This window comes from Ruegeria sp. BB1 (genome assembly GCF_056539465.1).
The window spans coordinates 1,187,245-1,213,243 of sequence record NZ_JBQFVB010000001.1; the positions used below are offsets into that span (position 1 = coordinate 1,187,245).

29 protein-coding genes are annotated in these 25,999 nt (G+C 58.5%); 2 read left to right on the top strand and 27 right to left on the bottom strand.

Translation table 11 applies throughout. The features are described from left to right. Positions 1-121 precede the first annotated feature (121 nt). Both ACR0AL_RS05935 and ACR0AL_RS05940 read left to right on the top strand, forming a co-directional pair. Positions 122-520, top strand: a complete 399-nt coding sequence (locus tag ACR0AL_RS05935; RefSeq protein WP_170360144.1) for a DUF983 domain-containing protein — start codon at positions 122-124, stop codon at positions 518-520. A gap of 25 nt (positions 521-545) precedes the next feature. Further along, the gene (locus ACR0AL_RS05940) at positions 546-1,247 is read left to right on the top strand and encodes an NUDIX hydrolase (protein ID WP_170348174.1); all 702 of its coding nucleotides are present in this window, start codon (positions 546-548) and stop codon (positions 1,245-1,247) included. Between the two features lie 3 nt (positions 1,248-1,250). Here ACR0AL_RS05940 and ACR0AL_RS05945 read toward each other — a convergent pair whose 3' ends face one another. The 27 genes from ACR0AL_RS05945 to ACR0AL_RS06075 form a co-directional block, all read right to left on the bottom strand. Next, positions 1,251-2,918 (bottom strand): ribonuclease J, encoded by a 1,668-nt coding sequence (locus tag ACR0AL_RS05945; RefSeq protein ID WP_170348172.1) that lies wholly within the window; start codon positions 2,916-2,918, stop codon positions 1,251-1,253. Continuing rightward, positions 2,915-3,694 carry a type III pantothenate kinase gene (locus ACR0AL_RS05950; RefSeq protein WP_170360150.1) on the bottom strand — a complete coding sequence of 260 codons (780 nt, stop codon included), beginning with the start codon at positions 3,692-3,694 and terminating at the stop codon, positions 2,915-2,917. Before ACR0AL_RS05950 ends, ACR0AL_RS05945 begins: the two co-directional genes overlap by 4 nt. 11 nt (positions 3,695-3,705) lie before the next feature. Then, positions 3,706-4,455, bottom strand: a complete 750-nt coding sequence (locus tag ACR0AL_RS05955; protein WP_170348169.1) for a biotin--[acetyl-CoA-carboxylase] ligase — start codon at positions 4,453-4,455, stop codon at positions 3,706-3,708. Positions 4,456-4,509: 54 nt separating this feature from the next. Continuing rightward, the gene (nuoN, locus tag ACR0AL_RS05960; RefSeq protein ID WP_170360154.1) at positions 4,510-5,952 is read right to left on the bottom strand and encodes an NADH-quinone oxidoreductase subunit NuoN; all 1,443 of its coding nucleotides are present in this window, start codon (positions 5,950-5,952) and stop codon (positions 4,510-4,512) included. Positions 5,953-5,967: 15 nt separating this feature from the next. Beyond that, positions 5,968-7,512, bottom strand: a complete 1,545-nt coding sequence (locus ACR0AL_RS05965; protein ID WP_170348165.1) for an NADH-quinone oxidoreductase subunit M — start codon at positions 7,510-7,512, stop codon at positions 5,968-5,970. Continuing rightward, the gene (gene nuoL, locus ACR0AL_RS05970; protein ID WP_170395755.1) at positions 7,512-9,659 is read right to left on the bottom strand and encodes an NADH-quinone oxidoreductase subunit L; all 2,148 of its coding nucleotides are present in this window, start codon (positions 9,657-9,659) and stop codon (positions 7,512-7,514) included. Before nuoL ends, ACR0AL_RS05965 begins: the two co-directional genes overlap by 1 nt. Before the next feature lie 6 nt (positions 9,660-9,665). Then, positions 9,666-9,971 (bottom strand): NADH-quinone oxidoreductase subunit NuoK, encoded by a 306-nt coding sequence (gene nuoK / locus ACR0AL_RS05975; protein ID WP_005984024.1) that lies wholly within the window; start codon positions 9,969-9,971, stop codon positions 9,666-9,668. 4 nt (positions 9,972-9,975) lie between these two features. After that, positions 9,976-10,578 carry an NADH-quinone oxidoreductase subunit J gene (locus ACR0AL_RS05980; RefSeq protein WP_170348161.1) on the bottom strand — a complete coding sequence of 201 codons (603 nt, stop codon included), beginning with the start codon at positions 10,576-10,578 and terminating at the stop codon, positions 9,976-9,978. Next, on the bottom strand, positions 10,575-10,985 hold the full coding sequence (locus ACR0AL_RS05985) for a carboxymuconolactone decarboxylase family protein (RefSeq protein ID WP_170348159.1): 411 nt from the start codon (positions 10,983-10,985) through the stop codon (positions 10,575-10,577). Before ACR0AL_RS05985 ends, ACR0AL_RS05980 begins: the two co-directional genes overlap by 4 nt. Next, positions 10,982-11,476, bottom strand: coding sequence for an NADH-quinone oxidoreductase subunit NuoI (gene nuoI / locus ACR0AL_RS05990; protein ID WP_366551596.1), 495 nt, complete (start codon positions 11,474-11,476; stop codon positions 10,982-10,984). The genes ACR0AL_RS05985 and nuoI overlap by 4 nt, the downstream gene beginning before the upstream one ends. A 1-nt stretch (position 11,477) precedes the next feature. Further along, positions 11,478-12,515, bottom strand: a complete 1,038-nt coding sequence (gene nuoH, locus ACR0AL_RS05995) for an NADH-quinone oxidoreductase subunit NuoH (protein ID WP_480662297.1) — start codon at positions 12,513-12,515, stop codon at positions 11,478-11,480. Positions 12,516-12,710: 195 nt separating this feature from the next. After that, complete coding sequence (gene nuoG / locus ACR0AL_RS06000; RefSeq protein WP_480662299.1) at positions 12,711-14,732, bottom strand: NADH-quinone oxidoreductase subunit NuoG; 2,022 nt, start codon at positions 14,730-14,732, stop codon at positions 12,711-12,713. Positions 14,733-14,735: 3 nt separating this feature from the next. After that, the gene (locus ACR0AL_RS06005; RefSeq protein ID WP_254428648.1) at positions 14,736-15,140 is read right to left on the bottom strand and encodes a DUF5333 domain-containing protein; all 405 of its coding nucleotides are present in this window, start codon (positions 15,138-15,140) and stop codon (positions 14,736-14,738) included. A gap of 98 nt (positions 15,141-15,238) precedes the next feature. After that, positions 15,239-15,634: a hypothetical protein gene (locus ACR0AL_RS06010; protein ID WP_425080960.1), complete on the bottom strand. Its 396-nt coding sequence runs from the start codon at positions 15,632-15,634 to the stop codon at positions 15,239-15,241. Beyond that, a complete protein-coding gene (locus ACR0AL_RS06015) occupies positions 15,634-16,050 on the bottom strand; it encodes an MAPEG family protein (protein ID WP_480662301.1) in 417 nt (138 codons plus the stop codon). Before ACR0AL_RS06015 ends, ACR0AL_RS06010 begins: the two co-directional genes overlap by 1 nt. A 409-nt stretch (positions 16,051-16,459) precedes the next feature. Continuing rightward, positions 16,460-17,758: an NADH-quinone oxidoreductase subunit NuoF gene (gene nuoF, locus ACR0AL_RS06020; RefSeq protein ID WP_480662303.1), complete on the bottom strand. Its 1,299-nt coding sequence runs from the start codon at positions 17,756-17,758 to the stop codon at positions 16,460-16,462. A 12-nt stretch (positions 17,759-17,770) separates the two neighbouring features. Then, entirely contained in the window at positions 17,771-17,992 is a 222-nt protein-coding gene (locus tag ACR0AL_RS06025; RefSeq protein WP_170349358.1) for a DUF5337 domain-containing protein, read from the bottom strand. A gap of 32 nt (positions 17,993-18,024) precedes the next feature. Then, positions 18,025-19,122 carry an NADH-quinone oxidoreductase subunit NuoE gene (nuoE, locus tag ACR0AL_RS06030; RefSeq protein WP_480662305.1) on the bottom strand — a complete coding sequence of 366 codons (1,098 nt, stop codon included), beginning with the start codon at positions 19,120-19,122 and terminating at the stop codon, positions 18,025-18,027. Beyond that, positions 19,122-20,345 (bottom strand): NADH-quinone oxidoreductase subunit D, encoded by a 1,224-nt coding sequence (locus ACR0AL_RS06035; protein WP_480662307.1) that lies wholly within the window; start codon positions 20,343-20,345, stop codon positions 19,122-19,124. The genes nuoE and ACR0AL_RS06035 overlap by 1 nt, the downstream gene beginning before the upstream one ends. After that, positions 20,345-20,470, bottom strand: a complete 126-nt coding sequence (locus ACR0AL_RS06040) for a hypothetical protein (RefSeq protein WP_480662309.1) — start codon at positions 20,468-20,470, stop codon at positions 20,345-20,347. Before ACR0AL_RS06040 ends, ACR0AL_RS06035 begins: the two co-directional genes overlap by 1 nt. Before the next feature lies 1 nt (position 20,471). After that, positions 20,472-20,645: a hypothetical protein gene (locus ACR0AL_RS06045; RefSeq protein WP_058274391.1), complete on the bottom strand. Its 174-nt coding sequence runs from the start codon at positions 20,643-20,645 to the stop codon at positions 20,472-20,474. Further along, positions 20,645-21,250: an NADH-quinone oxidoreductase subunit C gene (locus tag ACR0AL_RS06050; RefSeq protein WP_170348140.1), complete on the bottom strand. Its 606-nt coding sequence runs from the start codon at positions 21,248-21,250 to the stop codon at positions 20,645-20,647. Before ACR0AL_RS06050 ends, ACR0AL_RS06045 begins: the two co-directional genes overlap by 1 nt. 11 nt (positions 21,251-21,261) lie before the next feature. Beyond that, complete coding sequence (locus ACR0AL_RS06055) at positions 21,262-21,795, bottom strand: NuoB/complex I 20 kDa subunit family protein (RefSeq protein ID WP_010442777.1); 534 nt, start codon at positions 21,793-21,795, stop codon at positions 21,262-21,264. Beyond that, positions 21,786-22,151, bottom strand: a complete 366-nt coding sequence (locus ACR0AL_RS06060; protein ID WP_050602775.1) for an NADH-quinone oxidoreductase subunit A — start codon at positions 22,149-22,151, stop codon at positions 21,786-21,788. The genes ACR0AL_RS06055 and ACR0AL_RS06060 overlap by 10 nt, the downstream gene beginning before the upstream one ends. Positions 22,152-22,344: 193 nt before the next feature. Then, positions 22,345-23,127: a crotonase/enoyl-CoA hydratase family protein gene (locus ACR0AL_RS06065; RefSeq protein WP_480662311.1), complete on the bottom strand. Its 783-nt coding sequence runs from the start codon at positions 23,125-23,127 to the stop codon at positions 22,345-22,347. Positions 23,128-23,136: 9 nt separating this feature from the next. Then, positions 23,137-23,991 carry a hydroxymethylglutaryl-CoA lyase gene (locus tag ACR0AL_RS06070; protein WP_480662313.1) on the bottom strand — a complete coding sequence of 285 codons (855 nt, stop codon included), beginning with the start codon at positions 23,989-23,991 and terminating at the stop codon, positions 23,137-23,139. 78 nt (positions 23,992-24,069) lie between these two features. Beyond that, positions 24,070-25,998, bottom strand: a complete 1,929-nt coding sequence (locus tag ACR0AL_RS06075) for an acetyl/propionyl/methylcrotonyl-CoA carboxylase subunit alpha (protein ID WP_170348134.1) — start codon at positions 25,996-25,998, stop codon at positions 24,070-24,072. Between the last annotated feature and the right edge of the window lies 1 nt (position 25,999).

A 25,999-nucleotide genomic window follows, 5' to 3' on the forward strand; every position in this document is an offset into this window, starting at 1 on the left:
AAAAATCCAAAAAACTTTGCAGGCCTTTACCAAAACCCCACGCCACAAAGCGACGCACCCCTCTTTTTTTCAGGGCAAAACAAGCGCATTATCCGGCTCAAACGAACGCGCGAGTTTTACAATGACAGATCAAACGATCGACACCACGACTGAGAATGACCGCCCCACTTGGCCTGCTTTGGTCAAAGGCTTCCGCTGCCGCTGCCCCAAATGCGGCGAGGGCAAGGTTCTGAAAGGCTATCTGAAGGTCAAGGACAGCTGCGACTCTTGTGGGCAAGAGCTGTTTCACCATCGGGCAGATGACGGTCCGGCGTACCTGACCATTCTGCTGGTCGGACACCTGATGGCACCGGCCCTTCACGTGTCTTATGTAGAGTTTCGCCCGGAACCGATGACCATGTTCCTGATCTTTGCCATCGGTTGTACGGCCCTGTCCTTGTTCCTGCTGCCTCGGCTGAAGGGTGCGGTTGTCGCGTACCAATGGGCACGTCGCATGCACGGATTCGAAAAAGCGCAATGACCTCGCTCATCGGCTCGCACAGAACATGACAGTCGACAAATCAGCGATACGGGACGCGGCAACGGTCATCGTTCTTCGAGATCGTATGATCGAGCCGTCCATCCTGATGGGGCAACGCGGTGCAAAGGCCGTATTCATGCCCAATAAGTTCGTGTTTCCCGGCGGTGCCGTCGATGCCGAGGACAGCTCGGTACCTTTGGCCACGCCCCTGCCCGCGTTGTGCAGCGATAGGCTGGACGAAAAGTCCGAACCGGGATTGCAAAACGCACTGGCCGCAGCCGCAATTCGTGAATTGTGGGAAGAAACCGGGCTGATCCTGGGGGATCCCGGCGGGTGGAGCGGCACAGTTCCGGAGGATTGGCAGGGCTTTGCCGACTTGGGTTACCGCCCATCGGCCAGCGCGCTGCAATTTGTGTTCCGTGCTGTGACCCCTCCGGGGCGCCCACGCCGTTTCGACGCACGGTTCTTTCTGGTCGATGCCAACGCCGTTCAGGGGGATCTGGATGATTTCAGCCGCGCGTCGGATGAGCTGTCCCATTTGCAATGGGTCCCGCTGGACCGCGCGCGCGAACTGGACCTGCCCTTCATTACCGAGGTCGTTCTTGCGGAAATAGCGGCCCGGGCTACAAATCCCGAACCACCCGCCACCGTGCCGCTATATCTGCATACCGAAGAGCAAAGCCTGTTCTTGCAGCTCAAGGGTTATCCCATGCCCGACGCGGACTAGGCGTCACCTCATCCGGCTGATAACCGTCGTCACCTCGGGCTTTTTACCGATTTCTGACTTGGCGGTCTGGCGCACGATGCGGCGCAAAGCTTCCTCCAGCTTGTCATCGTCGCGCAACGTCTTGGCATCGGCCCGCATCAGGAATTGGTTCAGGTCCTCTTCCAACACTTCAATCAGCGCCGCCCGCGACGTCCCGATTTCAGGCAAGCCCATCGTGTCGCACCACGGCTCACCCAGCGGCTCGTCCTCTTCGTCCAAAATGACCGTCACGGTCACGTGCCCGTTCAAAGCCATGCGAATACGGTCACGCACGATCCCGTCCAGAGCCCCGACCTTGACGGTGCCGTCCAGATAGGTGCGGCCGGTTTCAATATAATCCACCACCTGCGGCGCATTGCCTGTCAGGTCAACCATCGTTCCGTTGACGGCCAGAATGCCCGTACGCCCACCGGCCTCGGCCAGTTTAGTGTGTTCACGCAAATGCCGATGCTCGCCGTGCATCGGGATCACCATCTGCGGGTCGATCAGGGCGTGAACTCTTTCAAGATCCGGTCGGTTGGCATGGCCGGACACGTGGTACAGACCTGAACTGTCATCCACCACATCCACACCCTTTTCGCTGAGCTGGTTCATGATGAAAATCACGCCGCGCTCATTTCCGGGGATGGTTTTGGATGAGAACAGGAACAGATCACCCTCTTTCAGCTCCAGCCCGCGGTATTTGCCCCGCGCCAGTTGGGCACTGGCGGCGCGGCGTTCGCCCTGGCTGCCGGTCACGATCAGCATCAGGTTCTGGCGCGGCATGTCCACGGCCTCTTCGGCACTGACAACCTTGGGAAAATCCGTGAGGATTCCAGTTTCAGTCGCGGCTTCGATCATCCGTCGCATGGCACGACCCAGCAACACAACCGAACGCCCGGCGCGCTGGCCCGCTTCGGCCAGTGTTTTCACCCGTGCAACGTTCGATGCAAAGGTGGTCGCAACCACCATACCTTCGGCGCTTTCAACCAGTTTGGTGATCTCGGGGCCGACCTCGGATTCCGAACGACCTGCATGTCCAGAAAAAACATTGGTGCTGTCACAGACCAGCGCCTTAACACCGGATTTCGCGACCTCGGCCCACAGATCGGGATCAAAGGGCTCACCCACCACGGGGTTTTCATCCAGCTTGAAGTCACCAGTATGCACAATCCGCCCCTTGGGCGTGTCGATCACCAGCGCAGCACTTTCGGGGATCGAATGCGACACAGGCAGGAAGCCAATCGTGAAGGGACCGACCGAGACCTGCTCGGGCCAGGCCGATACCGTGCGGACCGCGTCCTCGGGGTGGCCATGTTCCTCCATCTTGCGACGGGCAATGTTGGCGGTGAATGCGCGTGCATAGACAGGTGCGCCCAGTGCCTCATAGCAATGGGCCACGGCGCCGACGTGGTCTTCGTGCGCGTGGGTGACGAATACGGCCTCAAGCCGGTCCGCCCTTTCGCGCAGCCACGAGATATCGGCATGGATCAGATCAACGCCCGGCGTCGTGTCCATATCCGGAAAGGTCACGCCAAGATCCACCAGGATCAGACGCTCTTTCCCGGGCTTTCCATAGCCATAGACATACGCATTCATGCCAATTTCGCCGGCACCACCCAGCGGCAAATAGATCAGTCGTTCACTGCTCATGTCGAGCCATTATCCTTGTTATAGCGATGGATCACGGTCAGCCCGTGCATCGTCAGATCTTCTTCGATCGCATCAAACCCGACATCCGCCTGATCGAACAAAGGCGCAAGCCCACCGGTGCCGACCACTTTCATCGGCATGCCGTATTCTGCCTTGATCCGGGCAATCAGCCCCTCGATCAAGCCGGAATAGCCCCAATACACGCCGGACTGGATACATCCAACCGTATTCGTACCAATCACCTTTTCCGGGCGGGTAATGTCGATATGCGGCAATGCAGCCGCGCCTTGGTGGAGTGCCTCAAGGCTGAGGTTCACACCCGGTGCAATGATGCCGCCAACATAGGCACCGTCGTGGGCCACTACATCGAAATTCGTGGCCGTCCCGAAATCGACCACAACAACATCGCCGCCATGGCGGTCAAACGCGCCCACGGCATTGGCCAACCGGTCCGGGCCGGGGATTGTTCCTTCGTCAATGCGCGGTGCCACGGGCAACAGGCATTCAGGCTTGCCCACAACCAGCGGCCGACACCCAAAGAAGCGATCAGCAAAAATACGCAGGTTAAAGACCACACGCGGCACGGTCGAGGCGATCACCACGTCAGTGATCTCCGCTTCGATCCCGTAATGTTTCACCAGCGTCGAATACCAAGTGAAATAGGCATCCGCCGTACGCGAATGATGGGTCGAGGTGCGCAGGGTACACAGGAACTTTTCGCCGTCCCAGATCGAGAAAACGGTATTGGTGTTGCCGCAGTCGATAGCCAGAAGCATCTGAGCCCCCTTTAGAAGTACACGTCCGCCGCAGGAATGCTGACACGGCCTTTTGCGGTCTTTAGGACAAGGTTGCCGCCCGAGTCCACGGTTTCAAAGGTTCCAACCGTTTCAGATGTCGAGGTTCGCGCTGTGATCACTTCACCCAAGCGAGCGGCACGAGACAGCCAGGCAGTGCGGATCGGCTCGAACCCGTAGGTCACGAACTGAGTTTCATATTGTGCATAAGCCGCGGCCAATTCGGTCAGAAAATCCTCGGGCAGCACTGCGGCACCGGTTTCCGACAACAGAGAGACTGGCCGCACCGCGCTTTGTTCCACCGCATAGGCTGGGGGCGCCTGGGAAAGATTTACACCGATGCCAATCGACAGATACGACACGCCCCCGCCCTTTCCGGTGCTTTCCAGCAAGATGCCCGCCAGCTTGCCCCCGTTCAGCAGCACGTCGTTGGGCCACTTCAATGACAGCCCGTCGGCGCGACCGGTGACCGCGACACAGGCGTCGAACAGCGCCAAGGCCGCCACAAAGCTGCGCAAGGCCGCTTGTTCCGGATTACCCTGCGGTCGCATTAACAAGGTCGCCGCCAGGTTGCCCTTGGGGTTGGCCCACGCCCTACCCCGTCGTCCCCGCGCCGCCGTCTGGTGATGCGCCATGATCCACACAGGGCCCGGCGCCGTAGGGGCAAGCCGGGCAGCCTCATTCAATGTACTGTCGACTTCCTGCACGATGTGCAGTCCGTATCCTTGCGGCCAATCAGTCACGTCAAAAAGGCCCGGCCTTTTGACCGAGCCCCCTGAAATTGGATGTTAAACACGTCAGTTGACAAGCGTCGCTGCCGCAGCTGCAGCCGCGCCTTCGATGCCGAACTGATAGAAAACGCCCACCAGCATCAGCGCCGCCGACCCCATCAGCGCGACCCACAGAACCGGGGTCGAGTGGGTTTCGATCGGATCCTCGTTCTCGGCCCCGAAATACATGTAGAACACGATCCGCAGGTAATAGAACGCACCGATCACAGAAGCGATGGCCGACACGATCACCAACCCGGTCAGACCCGCGCTGATACCAGCCTGCCAGACGCCGAACTTGGCGAAAAAGCCCAACATTGGCGGAACGCCAGCAAGGCTGAACATTAGGATCAGAACAGCCAGGGCCTTACCCGGATCGCGTTTGGAAAACTGGCGAAGCGCATCGATATCAGTGACGGGTTTGCCATCGCGCTCCATCATCAGGATGAAGGCAAAGGTGCCGATATTCATGGTCACGTAAATTGCCAGATACATCAGCATCGCTTTGATGCCCATTTCCGTACCCGCTGCCAGACCGATCAGCGCATAACCCATATGGGCAATCGATGAAAACGCCATCAGCCGCTTGATATTGCGCTGACCAATCGCGGCAACCGCACCCAGCAGCATCGACAGAACCGAAAGCAGTACGATCACCTGCTGCCAGTCTTTCACTACGCCACCAAAGGCGTCATGCATCAAGCGGGCAAACAGCGCCATCGCCGCCACTTTTGGTGCGGTAGCAAAGAAGGCGGTGATCGGCGTGGGCGATCCTTCGTACACGTCCGGCGTCCACATATGGAAGGGCACAGCCGAAACCTTGAAGGCAAGGCCCGAGATCAGGAAGATCAGGCCGAACAGCAGACCAACCGAGATGTCGTCATGGTGGACCGTTTGGATGATGCCCGAAAACAGCGTCGTGCCAGTAAAGCCATAAACAAGCGATGCACCATACAGCAGCAGCCCCGAACTGAGCGCACCCAGTACGAAGTACTTCAGACCGGCCTCAGTTGATTTGGCGCTGTCACGACGCAACGCAGCCACGACGTACAGCGACAGGGATTGCAGCTCCAGCCCCATATACAAGGACATCAGATCGCCTGCGCTGACCATCATCATCATACCGACAGCAGCCAGTGCCACCAGCAACGGGTATTCGAACCGCAACAGATCGCGGCGGGTCATATATTCCTGGCTCATCACCAGAACAGCCGCAGCCGACAGCAGGATCGCGACCTTGGCAAACCGCGAGAACCCGTCATCGACGAACATCCCGTTGAACGCCACGTTGGTGCCATCGCCATTGGTTGCAATCCAGAAGGACAGCAGCGCCATTAGCCCCGCCGTCGTCCACACCAGAATTGGCGCCAGCGCGTCTTTCGTCGTGTAAACTGCCCCGATCAGGGCGACCATCGCATACACGGCCAGAACGATTTCCGGCAGGATTATTGTCAGATCAGCCTGGATCATGTCTCCAAAGCTCCCTTAATGCGAGGCGGCCGTCTGGGTCGCGGCCTCAGCCGCGGCCAGAGCCGAGTCATAGTTCGAAATCAGCGCGGCGGTCGAATTGCCGATCACATCGGTTACCAGCGACGGGTAAACGCCCAACAGGATGGTCATCACAATCAGCGGTGCAAAGATCAGCCGCTCGCGCGAGCTCATGTCCGTCATTGCCTTGAGGCTTTCCTTGATCAGATCGCCAAACACGACCCGGCGATACAGCCACAGCGCATAGGCAGCCGAGAAGATCACGCCAGATGCAGCCACAGCCGTCACCCAGGTATTGACCTGGAACGCGCCCATCAGCGTCAGGAATTCACCGATGAACCCGGATGTACCCGGCAGGCCGACATTGGCCATTGTGAACAGCATGAAGACCAGCGCGTATGCGGGCATGCGGATCACCAGACCGCCATAAGCGTCGATGTCACGCGTGTGCATCCGGTCATAGATGACACCGACACACAGGAAGAGCGCGGCCGAGATAAACCCGTGGCTGAGCATCTGGAAGATCGCGCCGTCAATACCCTGCTGGTTCGCAGCAAAGATACCCATAGTCACAAAGCCCATATGAGCAACCGAGGAATAAGCGATCAGCTTTTTCATATCCTCCTGCACCAGCGCCACCAGCGAGGTGTAGACTACTGCGATGGCCGACATCCACAGGACCAGATCGGTCATCACCGCTGACCCGACTGGGAACATCGGCAGACTGAACCGCAGGAAGCCATAGCCGCCCATCTTCAGCAGGATCGCCGCCAGCACAACCGAGCCTGCAGTCGGCGCCTGAACGTGTGCGTCAGGTAGCCAGGTATGAACCGGCCACATCGGCATTTTCACCGCAAACGAGGCAAAGAAGGCCAGGAACATCAACGTCTGCATACCGCCGACGATATAAACGCCCAGCACGCTGAACCCTTCGGACGAGAAATGGTGGCTCATCAAGGCTTCGATATCGGTGGTGCCTGCATCGGAATACATCGCAACCATCGCCACCAGCATCAGCACCGAGCCGAGGAAGGTATAGAGGAAGAACTTGAAGCTTGCGTAAATCCGGTTCGCCCCACCCCAGATGCCGATGATCAGGAACATCGGGATCAGGCCGGCCTCGAAGAACAGATAGAACAGGACCAGATCCAGCGCCATGAATACGCCCAGCATCAGCGTTTCCAGCAGCAGGAAGGCGATCATGTATTCTTTGACGCGGTCGGTGACCTGCCAGCTGGCCAGAATGGTCAGCGGCATGATGAAAGTGGTCAGCAGTACGAACAGAACGCTGATACCGTCTACACCCATCTTGTATTTCAGACCCAGCAGCCACTCGGCCTCTTCCACCATCTGAAAGCCGGTATTGGACGGATCAAACCCTGTGTAGATACCGATCGAGACAAGGAAGGTCACCGTGGTCGCCACCAGTGCAACCCATTTCGCGTTGCGCTGCGCAGCCGCGTCCTCACCATGCAGGAACAGGGCCAGGATGCCTGCCGCCACTGCCGGAATAAAAGTGACGATCGAGAGGATATTATCCATTAGTGTGCGCCTCCGCCGATCGACATCCAGGTGACCAGGGCAGCGATACCCAGAACCATCCAGAAGGCATAAGTAAAGATGTAGCCCGTCTGTGCCTTGCCTGCGAGGCGGGTAAAGAAGGGAATAACGCCCATCGAAACTCCGTTCAGGAAGCCGTCGATGGTATTGCCATCACCGCGTTTCCACAGGAACCGACCAAGCGCAACGGTGGGTTTGACAAAGATCGCATCGTAGATCTCGTCAAAGTACCACTTGTTCAGCAGGAACAGGTAAAGAGGACGCTGGTTCTGTGCCAGACGCCCCGGCAGGGACGGGTTCACGATATAGAACCAATAGGCCATGACAAAACCCAGCGCCATCGCGACAAAGGGTGAGACCTTGACCCATTTCGGGGCGGCATGCGCATCGTCCAGAATATGGTTGTCCGGCGCGATATAGATCGCGCCCTCGCCCGGCTCACCCGCGAAGACATAGTGGTGATCACCGCCATGCGCATCCTTCTCGCCGTGCCCATCATCGGCATGAGTATCTTCTGCGTGCCCCTCATCAGCGTGTGCATCATCCGCATGTGAATCCGCAGTGCCATGATCGCCCGCCTCGGCATGCTCCGACGCCTCGGCCACCGGAATGCCATAGAACTTGCCGACCTTGTCCGCATGACCAAAGAAGTTGCCATACCAGATCATCCCGGCAAAGACCGCGCCCAAGGACAGCACGCCCAAAGGAATCAACATGGTCATCGGGCTTTCATGCGCATGCTCATGCGTATGCTGATCACCACGCGGCTCGCCATAGAAAGTCAGGAAGATCAGGCGCCAGCTATAGAACGAAGTGAACGCAGCCGCGATCACAAGCAGCCAGAAGCCATAGGCCGACCCACCAGCATAGGCACTCTCGATGATGGCATCCTTGGACAGGAACCCGGCGAACCCGATGGTGGTCAGCGGAATACCAACGCCGGTAATAGCCAGTGTCCCGATCATCATCGCCCAGAAGGTATAAGGGATTTTCTTACGCAGACCGCCGTATTCGGTCATTTCCTGCTCGTGATGCATCGCGTTGATCACCGACCCTGCACCAAGGAACAGCAGCGCCTTGAAGAACGCGTGCGTAAACAGGTGGAACATCGCCGCCGAATACATGCCCACACCAGCGGCCACGAACATGTAGCCCAGCTGCGAACATGTCGAATAGGCGATGACGCGCTTGATATCGGTCTGAACCAGACCCACGGTCGCCGCAAAGAACGCGGTCGAGGCGCCCAGTACGGTGATGAACCCGGTCGCACCCGGTGCGAACTCCATAAGCGGCGACATGCGGCAGACAAGGAAGACACCTGCAGTCACCATGGTCGCAGCGTGGATCAGTGCCGACACCGGTGTCGGGCCTTCCATCGCATCCGGCAACCAGGTGTGCAGGATCAGCTGCGCCGATTTACCCATCGCACCGATGAACAGCAGCACACAGATCACCTCGATGGCGTTCCACTCACCCCACAGGAAGTGCAGTTGCGTTTCCGCTAGTTCAGGGGCCGACGCGAAAATGTCGGAAAAATTGATGCTGTCCGTCAGGAAGAACAGCGCAAAAATTCCCAGCGCAAAGCCAAAGTCGCCCACCCGGTTGACAATGAACGCTTTCATCGCCGCCGCGTTGGCCGATGGCTTGCGGTAGTAGAATCCGATCAGCAGGTAAGACGCGACACCCACACCTTCCCAGCCAAAGAACATCTGAACCAGATTATCCGCTGTCACTAGCATCAGCATGGCAAAGGTGAAGAAGGACAAATAGGCAAAGAAGCGCGGCTTATAACTCTCGCCTTCGCGCCATTGCGGATCATGGGCCATATAGCCAAAGGAATACAGGTGCACGAGCGCCGATACGGTCGTCACCACGATCAGCATGATCGCGGTCAGCCGGTCCAAACGCACGGCCCAGCTTGTCGAGAGCGAGCCGCTCTCGATCCAGCGCATGATCTCGACCTGCTGGGTCACCCCGTCAAAGGTGAAAAACACGATCCACGACAGCAAACAGGCCAGAAACAGCAGGCCGGTGGCGGTCCACATCGCGGCCTTTTCGCCAATGAATCGCCAGCCGAACCCGCAAAGCAGCGCGCCCACCAGCGGGGCAAAGAGGATGGTAGTTTCCATGTTCTCTTACCCCTTCATCATATTGACGTCTTCAACCGCGATGGTGCCGCGGTTGCGGAAGAAGCAGACCAGAATGGCCAGACCAATCGCCGCCTCGGCCGCTGCAACGGTCAGCACGAACAGCGTAAACACCTGCCCGACCAGATCGCCGAGGAAACTGGAAAACGCCACAAGGTTGATATTCACTGCCAGCAGCATCAGTTCGATGCTCATCAGCAGGATGATGACGTTCTTGCGGTTCAGGAAGAGACCGAAGATGCCGATGACGAACAGTGTCGCCGCGACCGTAAGATAGTGTTCAAGTCCGATCATCGTCTCAAAGTCCCTGCCCCGGTTTCACGTCCTTCAACTCCATCGCCTTGGCCGGGTCGCGCATCATCTGGCCGATGATGTCCTGACGCTTGATGTCCTGACGGTGGCGCAGCGTCAGAACAATGGCGCCGATCATGGCCACCAGCAGGATCAGGCCCGCCAGCTGGAACAGAAGGAAGTATTGATCATAAAGGATGACACCCAGCGCCTCGGTGTTATGGCGATCCACAGGCACCGGCTGAGCCAGATTGGCCGCCGCACCCTGCGCGCTGTCCCATGCGCCAAAGGCCATGACAAACTGCATCAGGATGACCAGACCGATCAGCAGGGCCAGCGGCATATAGCGCGCCATCTCGGCCTTCAGCTCGGCAAAGTCCACGTCCAGCATCATCACCACGAACAGAAACAGCACCGCGACCGCGCCGACATAGACGATGATCAGCAGCATTGCCACGAACTCGGCCCCCAGCAGCACGAACAACCCGGCCGAGGAGAGGAAGGAGAGGATCAGCCACAGCACCGAATGCACTGGCTGGCGGCTGATCACCGTGAACAGCCCGCCGGTGATGGCACTGATGGCAAACAGGTAGAAGGCAAAGACGGTCATTGATCCTCATCCTCGTTGTCGCCCATGACCTCTTGCGCCAGATCCAGCGCGCGGGTCATGGCCGGGATGCCGGCAAAGACCGACATCTGGCCGATCGTTTCCACGATCTCTTGTTTCTTTGCGCCCGCTTCCAGCGCGTGACGCACGGTCTGACGCACCGCTGAATCCGCCTGCGCGCCCTGACAGGTCAGCCCGGCCAGCGTCAGCAGCAGGCGGGTCTTGGCGTCCAATCCGTCCTTGTTGACGGTGTTGCCGAACATCATCTCCATGACCTCTTTGGGCATGGTCGGCCACAGCGCTTCGAACCCCTTGGGCGAGAAATTCTCGAGCCCCGGGTTCATCGCCTTGGCCATGTCCTGTGCCTGTTTGAGCATTTGCTCGAATGGGTTTGTGGGCTTGTCACTCATCTGTACGGCGCATCCATTTCCAGGTTGCGGGCAATCTCGGCTTCCCAGCGTTCGCCGTTATCCAGCAGTTTTTGCTTGTCGTAGAACAGCTCTTCGCGGGTTTCGGTGGCGAACTCGAAATTCGGGCCTTCGACGATTGCATCGACCGGGCAGGCCTCCTGACAGAAGCCGCAATAGATGCACTTGGTCATGTCGATGTCATAGCGCGTGGTTCGACGGCTGCCGTCCTCGCGCGGTTCGGCGTCGATGGTGATGGCCTGCGCTGGGCAAATCGCCTCGCAGAGTTTGCAGGCGATGCAACGTTCCTCGCCGTTCGGGTAACGGCGCAAGGCGTGCTCGCCCCGGAACCGCGGGGAAAGCGGACCCTTCTCGTGCGGGTAGTTGATGGTAGCCTTGGGAGAGAAGAAATACTTCAACCCCAGCTTCATACCGACCCAGAAGTCCTGCAGCAAAAAGTACTTGGCAGCGCGAGTGTAGTCGATTTGGGTCATATCAGCCTCCTACGCTCCAACGGGCAAACGCGCCCCAGAACCAGTCGAATTTTGCCGCAAAGGCGACGAATACTACCCAAGCCAAAGAGAATGGCAGGAACACTTTCCAGCCCAGCCGCATCAATTGGTCATAGCGGTAGCGCGGCGTGATCGCTTTGACCATTGCGAAGAGGAAGAAGAAGAACGCCATCTTGGCGACCATCCACAGTACGCCGTCCGGCAAGCCCGGGATCGGTGATAGCCAGCCGCCAAAGAACAGCAGCGTGGTCAGGGCGCACATCAGGAAGATGGCGATGTATTCACCAGCCATAAAAAGCAAGAAGGGCGTGGCCGAGTATTCGACCTGATATCCGGCGACCAGTTCCGATTCCGCCTCGGGCAGATCGAACGGCGGGCGGTTGGTTTCCGCCAGTGCCGAGATGAAAAACAGGAAGACCATCGGGAAGTGCGGCAACCAGTACCAGCTGAAGAAGCCGAAGCGGCCATCCTGAGCGTGTACAATTTCGCCGAAATTCATTGAACCGGTCGAGATAATGACGCCAATGATGATCAGACCGATGGAAACTTCGTACGAAATCATCTGCGCCGCAGATCGCAGTGAACCAAGGAAAGGGTACTTTGAGTTCGACGCCCAACCGCCCATAATCACGCCATAAACTTCCAACGAGGATACGGCGAAGACATACAGGATGGCGACATTGATATCCGACAGAACCCAGCCATCGTTGAACGGGATTACCGCCCAGGCGATCATCGCCAGAACAAAGCTGGTCAGCGGTGCCAGAATGAAAACCGTGCGGTCGGCCCCGGCGGGGATGACCACCTCTTTCACCACATATTTCAGCGCATCTGCCACCGATTGCAGCAGGCCATAGACGCCCACCACGTTGGGACCGCGGCGCATCTGTACCGCCGCCCAAATCTTGCGGTCGCCATAAACGAGGAACAACAGCGAGATCATCACAAAGGCGACAACGGCAAGCACTTGCGCCAGAATGATGATGGCTATTCCGCCTGGGGTGTTAAAGAAATCAGCCATTGGTCCTCACACCGTGGGTATTCCGTTTTCCGCGTAAATTGCGAAGGCCATTTGCCTGCGCAAACTGCGGCTGGGTCGGCGCGTTGGTGTAAACAGCATCCGCCGCACTTACGCCACCCTTATTGTTGCGTCTCACGCGCATTTTCACAGCCACCGTATTGCAGGCGCCCAAAAGCGATATGAAACAGGTCTGTTTCATTCCGCCGCGATCTTCCCGGTCTTGCGTGCCTGTGCCTGCGCCGACAACTCAGCCATCAGTTGCGAGGCGCGGGCGATTGGATTGGTCAGGTAAAAGTCCTTGATCGCATTGCGGAAAGTGGCTGTACCTAGGGGGCCAGCCTCCATCAATTGCACTTCGTTTTCGATCACCTCGTCGATGCGCGTCAGATGCGGCACTGCTTCGATCAGCGCACTGCGCAATTGCGCCAGCGAGTCGTAAGGCAGCGTCGCGCCCAATTCGGCCGACAAGGCCCGCAGGATCGCCCAGTTTTCCTTGGCCTCACCCGGCGCAAAGCCTGCGCGCATGGCCAGCTGAGGACGGCCTTCGGTGTTAACGAACAGGCCGTTTTCCTCAGTATAGGCGGCACCTGGCAGGATCACATCGGCGCGGTGTGCGCCCCGGTCGCCATGGCTGCCCTGATAGATGACGAACGCGCCCTCACCGATCTCAACCTCGTCCGCGCCAAGGTTGTAGATTACGTCCGCCGCGCTGATCGCGTCCATACCACCTTCGTTTGTCGCATCCACGTCCATCGCGCCCACGCGCGACGCTGCTGTATGCAGAACGATCAGACCGCTTTCTGTATTTGCAGCAATGGCTTGCGCAGTGGCCAAAACAGCGGCACCGTCAGCCTCTTGCAGCGCACCCTGCCCCACAACAACCAGAGAGGCCTTGCCTTTGATCACATCATCGCCGCCCATATCAACGACTTTTTGCAGTGCTGCGCGGTCATCACCCATGTGGTGATACTTATAGGTCAGATCGACAGCCGGACCGACCAGAGCAACCTCGGCCCCGTGCGCCCATGCCTTGCGGATACGCGCGTTCAAAACCGGAGCTTCCTCACGCGGGTTGGTGCCGATCAGCAGAATACGCTCGGCTCTGTCGATATCCTCGATCGCAGCAGTCCCGGCATAAGCCCCACGGTTGCCCGCAGGCAGTCGGGCACCGTCGGTGCGACACTCGACGACACCGCCCAGGCTTTCGATCATCTGTTTGAGCGCAAAGGCCGCTTCGACTGGCGCCAGATCACCCACGATACCCGCCGGTTTCTCGGCACCTTTCAGCGCCTCAGACGCTTTGGTCAGCGCCTCGGGCCACGAGGCCGGGCGCAGCTTGCCGTTTTCGCGAATATATGGGCGGTCCAAACGCTGACGCCGCAGACCGTCCCACACAAAGCGGGTTTTGTCGCTGATCCACTCTTCGTTCACACCGTCATGGTTGCGCGGCAGGAAGCGCATGACCTCACGCCCCTTGGTATCCACCCGGACGTTCGAGCCCAAAGCATCCATCACGTCGATGCTCTCGGTCTTGGTCAATTCCCACGGACGAGCCGTAAAGGCGTAAGGTTTCGAGGTCAGCGCCCCCACCGGACACAGGTCGATGATGTTGCCCTGCAGGTTCGAATCCAGCGTCTGGTTCAGATACGAGGTGATCTCGGCATCTTCTCCGCGCCCCGTCTGACCCATCTGAGTGATCCCGGCAACCTCGGTCGTGAACCGCACACAACGGGTGCAGCTGATGCAGCGCGTCATCGCTGTGCCAACCAGCGGTCCCAGATCCAGATCGTCCACCGCGCGCTTGGCTTCCTTGAAGCGGCTGCCCGACAGACCATAAGCCATCGCCTGATCCTGCAAGTCACACTCGCCGCCCTGATCACAGATCGGGCAGTCCAGCGGGTGGTTGATGAGCAGAAACTCCATCACCCCTTCGCGGGCCTTTTTGACCATGGGTGAGTTCGTTTTGACCTCCGGCGCTTGCCCTTCGGGGCCGGGGCGCAAATCGCGCACCTGCATCGCGCAGGACGCTGCAGGTTTGGGCGGGCCGCCCACAACCTCAACCAGGCACATCCGGCAGTTCCCTGCGATCGACAAACGTTCGTGATAACAGAAGCGCGGCACCTCGACCCCGGCTTGCTCACAAGCCTGGATCAGGGTCATCGCACCATCGACTTCGATTTCCTGCCCGTCGATATTGATCTTACGGAGGTCAGACATCGTCTAGTTCGCCCTCAAATACACGCCAATGGCGCTGTTTCTTTCAATCTCTGCCCGCCCCAGCGTGCAGAAGGAATTGGGGTTTTCGTAGGTGACACCGTGTTGGGCCAGATACGCCTCGCCCTTGGCGCGCATCCGGTCCTTTTCGGCATCCGAATCCACATACGCCCGGATTTCATTGTCCGAGTATCCCAGTTTGTTCGCTTGCGACTTCAATCCCCACAGCACACCGATCGCTTTCAGACGCCGCCCGCTGATCGAGGGGCAATACTCTGAAATCTCATTTGCAATGGCGATGTAATAGAGTTCGTTGTCGATCTCTTTGACTTCGCGCAAGGGCGGTTTCGCTTCAACGATGGTGGGCAAAGCCAGCACAGACAGCAGCGTCAGCATTTTTACACTGGACATGACAATTCCTTTCGTCTTGGGAAACCCAAGACGACCGGCAGTCGGGGTGCTATGCAATAACATCCCCCGTGTCATCGAGTGATATGCGAACACGCGCGTCATGGTCGCTGGCAAGCTCCTGCAAAGGTCAACTTGTCGTCGCTGACACGCAAGTTCTGGGGTTCAGTATCCGGGCCGACCTTCCACGCGATGCTGGAAGAACCGAAGTTCTTGATGCAGAATTTCGTCCCCTCGTACCGTCCCGCTTCGCGCGCACCGTCCAACGAGGCAGAAACCCCATTCACAACCACGGTAAATTCGGTCGGCATCTTCTTTTTATCGACGGGCTTTGCTTTGGCCCGAAAATACTTACCGTCAAAAAGGACACGATCACTGGACGACGTGATGCCGCCGCACGCCGAAACAAGTGACAACGTAAGGACGCCGGCCAACATGGACACGCGACCGGCAACACTTTTACGTCCTAGCATCTGATTTTTTCCCCAAGTCTTCATCAAAACGCCGCCACTATTGCCATAATCCCCATCACGACCATGCAGGCCCAGGCGATGACATACAGAACCGAGCGCAAACCAGCAGACGGTTTACCGATACCTCGAATATGCACCACCATCATTATCAGGCGCGCCAGCAACGCGACCGAAGCCAGCAAATTGACCCAAAATGGGCTGACCCCCATGAGAATGGCCGCAACAATAACCGTCAGATAGGCGGGCAGCGTCTCGGTCCCATTCAGGTAGGCGCGATTCAGGCGATAGGCCTTGTCAGCATAGTCTTGTTCGGGTGTGGCCCCCGGCGCCAACCCTTTGCTTTGTTTCGCCAAAGCCGTGAATGGCGACATGAACAGAAGCACGAGCGTGAAGATCACTATCGAAGTAACTGCGTGGGAGTAGTCGGTTAGAAATTCCATCTAGGTCACTCCTTTACCAGAAATCGCCCGATAGCATCTTCGGTTCCTGCCACGCCTCGTCCAAACGCACAAAGAGATTTTTTGTTTGAAATTTCTACATTTCTGTCGTCGAGAACCTTCCTTACTTGCCCCTTAAGCCAATCGGATCTCCCATAGAATAAGAACTTGCGCATTTTTTGCCGACGCAATCCCTGAACCGCAGTCAGTTCTGTCGCAGTCAGCACGTAACTCTGGTAATCAGAACCGCCAACAGTGGCCAGACCGCTACATCTGTCTTTTATGAAATGAGCCGCAAGAACCTCACCGACAGCCTGATCGTATGCCGCACGTTTCGCAGCTGCGGCTGGGGCTGCTACAGCCCCGATAAGCAAGAGTGCGACACAAGTTGTTCGAAAGCTCCGCATCTCGATCACTCCGCCGCCATCGCACCCATCCGACCCGTTTTCTGGGCCTTGATGCGATCTTCAATCTCTTCGCGGAAGTTACGGATCAGGCCCTGGATCGGCCAGGCAGCCGCATCGCCGAGGGCGCAGATCGTGTGACCTTCAACCTGTTTGGTCAAATCGAACAACATGTCAATCTCTTCCAGCTCGGCCTCGCCGCGCACCAGACGGTCCATCACGCGCATCATCCAGCCGGTGCCTTCACGGCAGGGCGTACACTGACCGCAACTTTCATGTTTGTAGAATTTCGACAGCCGCCAGATCGCCTTGATAATGTCTGTGGACTTGTCCATCACGATCACCGCCGCCGTTCCCAGGCCCGAGCCCAGATCGTTGCGCAGATGATCAAAATCCATGATCGCATCGCGCATGTTCTCACCGCGCACACAGGGTACCGAAGAACCACCCGGAATAACCGCCAGAAGATTGTCCCAACCGCCGCGAATGCCGCCGCAATGGGTTTCGATCAGCTCCTCAAAGGGAATAGACATTGCCTCTTCGACCACGCAGGGGTTGTTCACGTGACCCGAAATGGCAAACAGCTTGGTTCCCGCGTTGTTCTGTCGACCGAATCCCGCAAACCAGTCCGCACCACGGCGCAGGATGGTCGGCACAACCGCGATGGATTCTACGTTGTTCACCGTGGTCGGGCAGCCATACAACCCCGCGCCCGCCGGGAACGGAGGCTTCATCCGCGGCATACCTTTCTTGCCCTCAAGGCTTTCGATCAGGGCGGTCTCTTCTCCGCAGATATAGGCACCGGCGCCGTGATGCAGGAACAGATCGAAATCCCAACCCGAACCGGCGGCGTTCTTGCCTAGCAGACCCGCGTCATACGCTTCGTCAATCGCGGCCTGCAGCGCCTCGCGCTCGCGGATGTATTCGCCGCGCAGGTAGATATAGCAGGTGTGTGCGTTCATCGCGAAAGACGCGATCAGGCAGCCTTCGATCAACGTGTGCGGATCATGGCGCATGATCTCGCGGTCTTTGCAGGTGCCGGGCTCGGATTCATCCGCATTCACCACCAGATAGGCCGGACGACCATCACTTTCCTTGGGCATGAACGACCATTTCAGACCGGTTGGGAAACCCGCGCCACCGCGCCCACGAAGGCCCGAGTCCTTCATCGTCTGAATGATCCAGTCGCGCCCATTGCCAATCAGGCCAGCTGTGCCGTCCCAATGCCCGCGGGCCTGCGCACCTTTCAGCGTGCGCTCGTGCATCCCGTAGATGTTGGTAAAGATCCGGTCCTGATCCTTCAGCATCGCGTGTTACCTTCAGCTATCCTGACGCATGCGCCAGAGTTGAAATATGTTGACGCCCGCATAGACGAACGCCGCCAGAGCGGCGAGATCAAACAACAACGCATGGCGCGTCGTCAGTTCCAGTGCGGGGCCAATGAACAGGTTCATGGCAAGCCAAATGGTCATCGTCACTGCAATGACGATACCTATGTGACGACCCTTGCGGGCTATGGCCTGTTCTTTGTCCTTGTCCATCTCATCCTTCATGCCCCGGATGGGCATGCGTCCTAGTCTTCGTAAGTGCCGTCTTCCTTGGCACGTTTGGCGAACTCGGTTTCCTCGCCCGCCGCCAGCTTACCGGCCTGTTCGATCCAGCCGTCCCGCTCGATCCGACCTTTGAACTTCAGCCGCGCATCAACCCAAGCCACCTGTTCCGATGTCCAGGCCGCAATCTGGTCGTAGTGGTAAAAGCCCAACTCGTTCAGCGTTTCTTCCAACTTGGGTCCGACACCTTTGAGCATCTTCAGGTCATCAGCTTTTCCATCGCGCGGCGCGGTCAGGGTTTCCGGCTGGTCTTCTTTCGCCTTCGCCTCTTCGGCCTGTTTCACCGCAGGCTTGCCCGGTGCCGGCGCTTTCGGAGGTTTCGGTGCTGCCTTGGTCGCTGCAGCCTTACCGTCCTTACCCAGCCAAGGGGTCAGGATGGGCACTTCGGTCCCATCAATCCGCTTGACTGTATCGCCCAGATCATTCGCCAGTTCGACACTGGCGTTAAACTGGGTTCGACCACTGTCATATTCCGTCAGACTGGTCAGACCCTTGAGAGGTTCTGCCGCATAACGCCCATTCTGCGGGCCCGGTGTCGGAACTTTGCCCGCAACCAGATCGTCGAGGATTTTGCCAAAGCTCTCGGTGGTCAGGTCCTCATAATAGTCCTTACCAATCTGCGCCATCGGCGCGTTGGTACAGGACCCGAGGCATTCCACCTCTTCCCAGCTCAGCTTGCCATTGGCAGATAGTTCATGCGGCCTGGCAGCGATCTTGTCCTTGCAGACCGCAATCAGATCCTCGGCTCCGCAGATCATGCAGGACGTCGTGCCGCAAACCTGAATATGCGCAACAGAACCAACCGGCTGCAACTGGAACATGAAGTAGAAAGACGCGACCTCAAGCACGCGGATGTAGGCCATGCCCAGCATGTCGGCGACGGATTCAATCGCCGGACGACTCAGCCAGCCTTCCTGCTCCTGCGCGCGCCACAGCAGCGGGATAACCGCGCTGGCCTGGCGCCCTTCGGGGTACTTGGTGATCTGCGCTTCGGCCCATTGCTGGTTGGCAGCGGAGAAGGCAAAGCTTTCGGGTTGTTCGGGGTGGAGGCGGCGGAGCATTAGCGGTCAATCTCTCCAAATACGACGTCCATGGTGCCGATGATGGCGGCAACATCGGCCAATTGGTGGCCTCCGGCGACGTGGTCCATGGCTTGCAGGTGCAGGAACCCCGGTGCGCGCAGTTTGGCGCGGTAGGGTTTGTTGGTGCCGTCGGCGACAAGATAGACGCCGAACTCGCCCTTTGGGGCCTCAACGGCGGCGTAGACCTCACCGGCGGGAACGTGGAAACCTTCGGTGTAAAGTTTGAAATGGTGGATCAAGCTTTCCATCGAGGTTTTCATGTCCGACCGCTTCGGCGGGGTGATCTTACCGCGCGCCAGAACATCACCCGGGCATTCGCGGATTTTGGCGATGGCCTGCTGGATGATCGACAGTGACTGGCGCATCTCTTCCATGCGGACGAGGTAGCGGTCATAGCAGTCGCCATTCTTACCGACAGGGATTTGGAACTCGAACTCGTCATAGCATTCATAGGGCTGCGCGCGGCGCAGGTCCCATGCCAGACCAGACCCGCGCACCATCACGCCCGAGAAGCCGTATTTCTGGATGTCATCCTCGGTCACGACGCCAATATCGGCGTTGCGCTGTTTGAAGATGCGGTTTTCGGTCAGCAGACCGTCAATATCATCGAGAACTGCGGGGAATTCGTGGCTCCATGTCTCGATATCGTCCAGCAATTCCGGCGGCAGGTCCTGATGCACACCACCCGGGCGGAAATAGGCCGCGTGCAGGCGGGCACCACAGGCACGCTCATAGAACACCATCAGCTTTTCGCGTTCCTCGAACCCCCACAGAGGCGGGGTCAGCGCGCCCACATCCATCGCCTGCGTGGTCACATTCAGCAGATGGTTCAGGATGCGCCCGATCTCGGAATAGAGAACACGGATGAGCGAGCCGCGACGCGGCACTTCAACCCCTGTCAGCTTTTCGATGGCCAAACACCAGGCGTGCTCCTGGTTCATCGGTGCCACGTAATCCAGACGGTCGAAATACGGCAGGTTCTGCAGATACGTCCGGCTTTCCATCAGCTTTTCGGTGCCACGGTGCAGCAGACCGATATGCGGGTCACAGCGTTCGACGATCTCACCGTCTAGCTCAAGCACCAGACGCAAAACCCCGTGTGCCGCAGGGTGTTGCGGGCCAAAGTTAATGTTGAAGTTGCGGATCTTCTGTTCTCCGCTCAGCGCGTCCGTGCTGCCGTCATCGTATCTTGAGCCGTCCATCAACGCCCCCGTTTTTTCTTTTTCGCTTCGGCCCGAACCAGAACCTTTTCAGCTTCGGCCGCTTTGGCAGCGGCTCCTGCCAGCAGCACCCCCAGCGCACCCAGAATGATAAGTTCACCCATCATCTCAGCGGCGCTCCAACTCTTGCAGTTTCAGCCCAACCCACCACAGCAACGCAATTGTGCCAAATGGAACCAGACAAAGAAGGCACCAGAACTTGTTGATCCCGAAAAACGGCAAAATCTTCACCATCGGAATGATGGTCAGTGCAGAAAGGATCAGCCACCAGATGCCACCCATTATTCAGTCTCCTGTTTTTCATCCCCCGGAAGAATGTAGTTCGCGCCTTCCCACGGGGACATGAAATCAAACTGACGGTATTCCTGCACCAACGACACGGGCTCATAGACAACGCGCTTTTGCGCTTCGTCATAGCGCACCTCGGTATAGCCGGTGGTCGGGAAATCCTTGCGCAGCGGGTGGCCGCGGAACCCATAGTCGGTCAGGATGCGGCGCAGGTCCGGGTGGCCCGAGAACAGGATGCCGAACATGTCGAACACCTCACGCTCGAACCAGTTCGCCGAGGGGTGAACGTCAACGATCGAGGGCACCATGTCTTCTTCTCGAATTGAAACCCGCAGGCGGATGCGCTGGTTCTGGTACATCGACAGGAAGTGATACACCACATCGAACCGCTTGGCCCGTTCGGGGTAATCCACGCCAGTGATGTCAACCAGCGACGAAAACTGGCAATTCCGGTCGGATTTCAGGAACTCAACGAATTCCACAAGGTTCGACGGCGCCACATCCACGTTCAGCTCGCCATGGGTCACATCCCAGGACAGAACGCAATCGGCCCGTTTCAGTTCAAGCTGCGCGCCGAGTTCTTTGAGTGCTTCGCTCATCAGCTCTCTCCTCAGCGTACGATGGTGCCGGTGCGGCGGATTTTGCGTTGCAACTGCATCAGGCCATACAGCAACGCCTCGGCGGTTGGCGGGCATCCGGGGACGTAAATATCCACTGGAACCACGCGGTCACAGCCGCGCACGACCGAATAGGAATAGTGGTAATACCCACCGCCATTTGCGCAGGACCCCATCGAGATCACATAGCGCGGCTCGGGCATCTGGTCGTAAACCTTGCGCAGCGCCGGAGCCATCTTGTTGGTCAGCGTTCCCGCCACGATCATTACATCGGACTGACGCGGGGACGCCCGCGGGGCGATACCGAACCGTTCGGCATCATAACGCGGCATCGAGGTGTGCATCATCTCAACCGCGCAGCAGGCCAGACCGAAGGTCATCCAGTGCAGCGATCCGGTGCGGGCCCAGTTGATGATGTCTTCGGTCGAGGTCAGCAGGAACCCTTTGTCCTGCAACTCGGCATTCAGGGCCTGGGTTGCAACTTCTTTGTCGACACCGGCAGTGTTTGCACCCGTCATCACTCCCATTCCAAGGCCCCCTTCTTCCATTCATAGGCAAAGCCGATGGTCAGAACACCCAGGAACACCATCATCGACCAGAACCCTACATCGCTGATGTCCTTGAAGCCGACGGCCCACGGAAACAGAAAGGCGATTTCCAGATCGAAGATGATGAACAGAATCGAGACCAGATAGAATCGGACGTCGAATTTCATCCGCGCATCGTCGAAGGCGTTGAAGCCACATTCATATGCGCTGACCTTTTCAGGGTCGGGGTTGCGGACTGCCAGAACCACAGCCGCCAGAATCAGGACGATTCCAAGGCCGACAGCAACGGCCAGAAACACCAGAATCGGGAGATACTCCCGTAGCAGGTCTTCCACGAATAGCTCCTTTCCTGCGCAACCCGGTCGGGGGGCGCCGTCAATTGGCGTGTTGACTGGACATTCTCTATCCGCGCGGGGTCAGAGGGTCAACCGAACACAGTCGCAGACAGGAGTAATAATCCACTTGTCATGCCCTGTGATCCGGGAAAGGTGATTCCTACTGCAACTGCAATGAAATTAAGGCCTAAACCTAACTTTTCCATACAGGTTTTCGCTTTTCAAAGAACGCACCGATTCCCTCAATCGCCTCGTCGGTTTCCCACCGATCCACCAAGGCTCCGATCGTCTGGTCAATCACAGCATCGTCAATATTGGGTCCCAGCTTGCTGACCAAGTCCTTGGCCGAGGCAACCGCGCCTGGCGCACAGGAAAGATAGGGCAGAACTTCGGCTTCGACCGCATCAGCTAAATCGGTTGCCGGAACGGTTTTGGCCAGCAGCCCAAGCTCGACCGCCTCGACAGCATCGAACAACCGGGCCGACATGAACACGCGCCGCGCCCGCGCCTCACCCATCCGGGCAATCACATATGGGCCAATCGTGGCGGGGATCAGGCCCAGCCGCGTTTCGGTCAGGGCCATCTTTACGCTGTCCACACCAATGGCCACGTCGCAAACGGCAGTCAGCCCAACACCACCGCCAAACGCATTGCCCTGAATCGCACCGATCAGCGGGCGGGGCATGGTGTTCAGCGCCTGCAGCATCTCGGCCAGCTTGCGCGCCTCGGCAAACCGCGTTTCGGGGTCGGCGGCCATCTGGTCCTGCATCCAGCCCAGGTCACCGCCCGCACAGAAACTCTTGCCCGCCCCGGTCAGCACCACCACGCGCACTGTGTCATCTGCACCCAATTGCGCGGCCGCTTGTGTCAGTTCGGCAATCATCTGCGCCGACATCGCGTTGTGTTTTTCCGCCCGGTCGAGCGTCAAAGTCGCAACTCCACGCGCGTCTGTGATCACCGAGATCGTTTCAAACATGCCCGCCCCTCACTCTGGCCGCATGGCCCGCGCCATTTGCGCGGCCTGTTCTACGATTTCCAGATCAAGTCCGGTTTCATAGCCCAACCGCTCCAGATGGGCGGCCACGGCCTCGGTCGCAACATTCCCCGCAGCTCCGGGCGCATAAGGGCAGCCGCCCAATCCACCAACTGCCGTATCAAAGGTCCGCACGCCCAGCGCCAGGGCAGCATCAATATTGTCGAGCGCCCGGCCATTGGTGTCGTGGAAATGCCCAGCCAGACGGGTTACCGGCACGCGTTCTCGTACGGCTAAGAGCATATGCGCGATGGTATCTGGCGTCCCCTGCCCGATTGTATCGCCCAATGAGATCTCATAGCAGCCCAAGCCAAACAGCTGATCTGCGACCTCGGCCACCTTCTCGGGCGGTGTTGGGCCATCATAGGGGCAGTCGGTCACGCAAGAGACATAGCCACGCACCGGCAGATCAATGTGGCGCGCGGCCTCGAGGATCGGTGTAAACCTCTCGATGGATTCGGCAATCGTGGCGTTGATATTGGCTTTCGAAAATCCCTCGGAGGCCGAGGCGAATACTGCAATTTCATCCGTTTTGGCCGTCAGGGCATCCTCATATCCACGCATGTTGGGCGTCAGCGCGGCATAGCGCACCCCATCTGTCCTTTTTATTCCGGCCAAAACTTCCGCACTGCCGGCCATCTGCGGCACCCATTTGGGCGATACAAAACTGGCCACTTCGATCCGGTTGAACCCGGCGCGGCTGAGGCAGTCGACCAGCGCCACTTTCTCGGCCACCGGGATCTCACACTGTTCATTTTGCAGGCCGTCACGTGGACCTACTTCGAAAATCTCGACCCGCTCACCCATGGCTGCGCTCCTCCCGGTTTTGTTTCGTGTCCTGTTCGGATGGCCTGACTGTGCCACGCGATGCGGTGCGCGAACAGGTCACTCTTCTTTCAATCTGATCAGGGCCGCTCCGGCTTCGACCTGCGCGCCGTCCTCAGTCAGCACCTCGGCAATGACACCGTCGCGGGCGGCCAGAAGGGAATGTTCCATTTTCATCGCCTCCAAAATGGCAAGCCTGTCTCCCTCACTTACCTTTTGACCCACGGTGGCAAACACCGCCTTGACCAACCCGGGCATGGGGGCTTCGATCACGTTAGTATCGCCTGCAGCGCTGGCATCGCGGTCCAGCGGATCAACAATGTCAAACGCCTGCCCGTAGGTGTCAAAGACCGTGATCCGCGCGCCCGAAACCGACACCTGCGGCATTGGGTTGCCGTCAATGGACCAGATACCGTTGCTGCGCTCGGCAATGACAGTATCTTCCCCGACCTGCCAAACCTGACGATTTGAACCTTCAACCTGAACATCAAGATCAAGGGTGTCATCTGCCTTTAGCTGAACTGCTCGGTGCAACGGAGCCCACAGGGAAAACCCAGTCTCTTCCTTCGTATCGACCAAGTCCAACGCCATCATCGCAGCCGCCACGCATGTCGCTGCCGAAATCGGAGCTACCAGTGTCAGCGCATCAATATCCCGCCCGATCAGCCCGGTATCTACATCACCTGTGGCGAAACCGTCATGCCGGGTCAGCGCGCCCAGAAAGGCGAGGTTGGTCACGGTGCCTGCGACCTCGGTCTGCTGCAGGGCACGATGAAGCTGTTCCAATGCAACCGCGCGCGTGGGGCCATGGACAATGACTTTAGCGATCATCGGGTCATACCAAGGGCTGATCGTATCACCCGCACGCACTCCGCTATCGGCACGGCAGGCCGTAGGGAATTGCAGATGCGTCAGGGTGCCCGTTGCAGGCAGGAAGCCCTTGGGCACGTCCTCGGCATAAAGACGGGCCTCAAATGCGTGGCCAGTGATGGATAGATCGTCCTGACGTTTCGGCAACGCCTCGCCAGCGGCGACCCGCAATTGCCATTCGACCAGATCGACCCCGGTGATCGCTTCGGTCACGGGATGCTCGACCTGCAGGCGCGTGTTCATCTCCATGAACCAGAACCTGTCCGGACGCAGCCCGTCCGAAGCATCAACGATGAATTCAACCGTCCCTGCGCCCTTGTACCCGATCGCCTCGGCGGCCCGCACGCCCGCCTGCCCCATCGCCTCGCGCATCTCAGCCGTCATACCCGGGGCCGGAGCCTCCTCGATCACCTTCTGGTGTCGGCGTTGAAGCGAGCAGTCTCGTTCAAACAGATGCACCGCATGGGTGCCGTCGCCAAACACCTGCACTTCGATATGGCGGGGTTTGGCGACAAATTTCTCGACCAGAACGGCGTCATTGCCAAAGGCTGTTTTGGCCTCACCCCGTGCGCTGTCCAATGCTGAGGCGAAATCCTCGGGACGTTCAACCAGCCGCATGCCCTTGCCGCCGCCACCTGCCACGGCCTTGATCAACACGGGATAGCCGATGGTTTCAGCAGCGCCCGCCAGATGTTCGGGGTCCTGATTGTCACCATGATATCCCGGCACAACCGGCACGCCTGCCTGCTCCATAAGAACCTTGGCCGCATCCTTGAGACCCATCTTGCGGATCGCATCCGCCGAAGGGCCGATGAACGTCAAACCAGCCGCATCGACCGCATCCACGAATTCGGGGTTTTCCGAGAGAAAGCCATACCCCGGATGGATCGCCTGAGCTCCGGTATCCAGCGCAGCCTGAATGATCACGTCGCCCTTCAGGTAGCTTTCAGCGGGAGCCGCGCCGCCGATACGGACAGCCTCATCGGCCATCTGCACATGTTTTGCCGAGGCATCCGCGTCGGAATAGACCGCAACACAGAAGACGCCCATTTTCTGAGCCGTTTCCATGACGCGACATGCGATCTCGCCCCGGTTGGCAATCAGGATTTTGTTGAACATG

Excerpts from the sequence above, each read along its gene's own strand:
- ACR0AL_RS05935 (WP_170360144.1), top strand. The coding sequence starts at position 122 with ATGACAGATCAAACGATCGACACCACGACTGAGAATGACCGCCCCACT.
- ACR0AL_RS05940 (WP_170348174.1), top strand. The coding sequence starts at position 546 with ATGACAGTCGACAAATCAGCGATACGGGACGCGGCAACGGTCATCGTT.
- ACR0AL_RS05945 (WP_170348172.1), bottom strand. The coding sequence starts at position 2,918 with ATGAGCAGTGAACGACTGATCTATTTGCCGCTGGGTGGTGCCGGCGAA.
- ACR0AL_RS05950 (WP_170360150.1), bottom strand. The coding sequence starts at position 3,694 with ATGCTTCTGGCTATCGACTGCGGCAACACCAATACCGTTTTCTCGATC.
- nuoN (WP_170360154.1), bottom strand. The coding sequence starts at position 5,952 with ATGATCCAGGCTGATCTGACAATAATCCTGCCGGAAATCGTTCTGGCC.
- ACR0AL_RS05965 (WP_170348165.1), bottom strand. The coding sequence starts at position 7,512 with ATGGATAATATCCTCTCGATCGTCACTTTTATTCCGGCAGTGGCGGCA.
- nuoL (WP_170395755.1), bottom strand. The coding sequence starts at position 9,659 with ATGGAAACTACCATCCTCTTTGCCCCGCTGGTGGGCGCGCTGCTTTGC.
- nuoK (WP_005984024.1), bottom strand. The coding sequence starts at position 9,971 with ATGATCGGACTTGAACACTATCTTACGGTCGCGGCGACACTGTTCGTC.
- ACR0AL_RS05980 (WP_170348161.1), bottom strand. The coding sequence starts at position 10,578 with ATGACCGTCTTTGCCTTCTACCTGTTTGCCATCAGTGCCATCACCGGC.
- ACR0AL_RS05985 (WP_170348159.1), bottom strand. The coding sequence starts at position 10,985 with ATGAGTGACAAGCCCACAAACCCATTCGAGCAAATGCTCAAACAGGCA.
- nuoI (WP_366551596.1), bottom strand. The coding sequence starts at position 11,476 with ATGACCCAAATCGACTACACTCGCGCTGCCAAGTACTTTTTGCTGCAG.
- nuoH (WP_480662297.1), bottom strand. The coding sequence starts at position 12,515 with ATGGCTGATTTCTTTAACACCCCAGGCGGAATAGCCATCATCATTCTG.
- nuoG (WP_480662299.1), bottom strand. The coding sequence starts at position 14,732 with ATGTCTGACCTCCGTAAGATCAATATCGACGGGCAGGAAATCGAAGTC.
- ACR0AL_RS06005 (WP_254428648.1), bottom strand. The coding sequence starts at position 15,140 with ATGTCCAGTGTAAAAATGCTGACGCTGCTGTCTGTGCTGGCTTTGCCC.
- ACR0AL_RS06010 (WP_425080960.1), bottom strand. The coding sequence starts at position 15,634 with ATGAAGACTTGGGGAAAAAATCAGATGCTAGGACGTAAAAGTGTTGCC.
- ACR0AL_RS06015 (WP_480662301.1), bottom strand. The coding sequence starts at position 16,050 with ATGGAATTTCTAACCGACTACTCCCACGCAGTTACTTCGATAGTGATC.
- nuoF (WP_480662303.1), bottom strand. The coding sequence starts at position 17,758 with ATGCTGAAGGATCAGGACCGGATCTTTACCAACATCTACGGGATGCAC.
- ACR0AL_RS06025 (WP_170349358.1), bottom strand. The coding sequence starts at position 17,992 with ATGGACAAGGACAAAGAACAGGCCATAGCCCGCAAGGGTCGTCACATA.
- nuoE (WP_480662305.1), bottom strand. The coding sequence starts at position 19,122 with ATGCTCCGCCGCCTCCACCCCGAACAACCCGAAAGCTTTGCCTTCTCC.
- ACR0AL_RS06035 (WP_480662307.1), bottom strand. The coding sequence starts at position 20,345 with ATGGACGGCTCAAGATACGATGACGGCAGCACGGACGCGCTGAGCGGA.
- ACR0AL_RS06040 (WP_480662309.1), bottom strand. The coding sequence starts at position 20,470 with ATGATGGGTGAACTTATCATTCTGGGTGCGCTGGGGGTGCTGCTGGCA.
- ACR0AL_RS06045 (WP_058274391.1), bottom strand. The coding sequence starts at position 20,645 with ATGGGTGGCATCTGGTGGCTGATCCTTTCTGCACTGACCATCATTCCG.
- ACR0AL_RS06050 (WP_170348140.1), bottom strand. The coding sequence starts at position 21,250 with ATGAGCGAAGCACTCAAAGAACTCGGCGCGCAGCTTGAACTGAAACGG.
- ACR0AL_RS06055 (WP_010442777.1), bottom strand. The coding sequence starts at position 21,795 with ATGGGAGTGATGACGGGTGCAAACACTGCCGGTGTCGACAAAGAAGTT.
- ACR0AL_RS06065 (WP_480662311.1), bottom strand. The coding sequence starts at position 23,127 with ATGTTTGAAACGATCTCGGTGATCACAGACGCGCGTGGAGTTGCGACT.
- ACR0AL_RS06070 (WP_480662313.1), bottom strand. The coding sequence starts at position 23,991 with ATGGGTGAGCGGGTCGAGATTTTCGAAGTAGGTCCACGTGACGGCCTG.
- ACR0AL_RS06075 (WP_170348134.1), bottom strand. The coding sequence starts at position 25,998 with ATGTTCAACAAAATCCTGATTGCCAACCGGGGCGAGATCGCATGTCGC.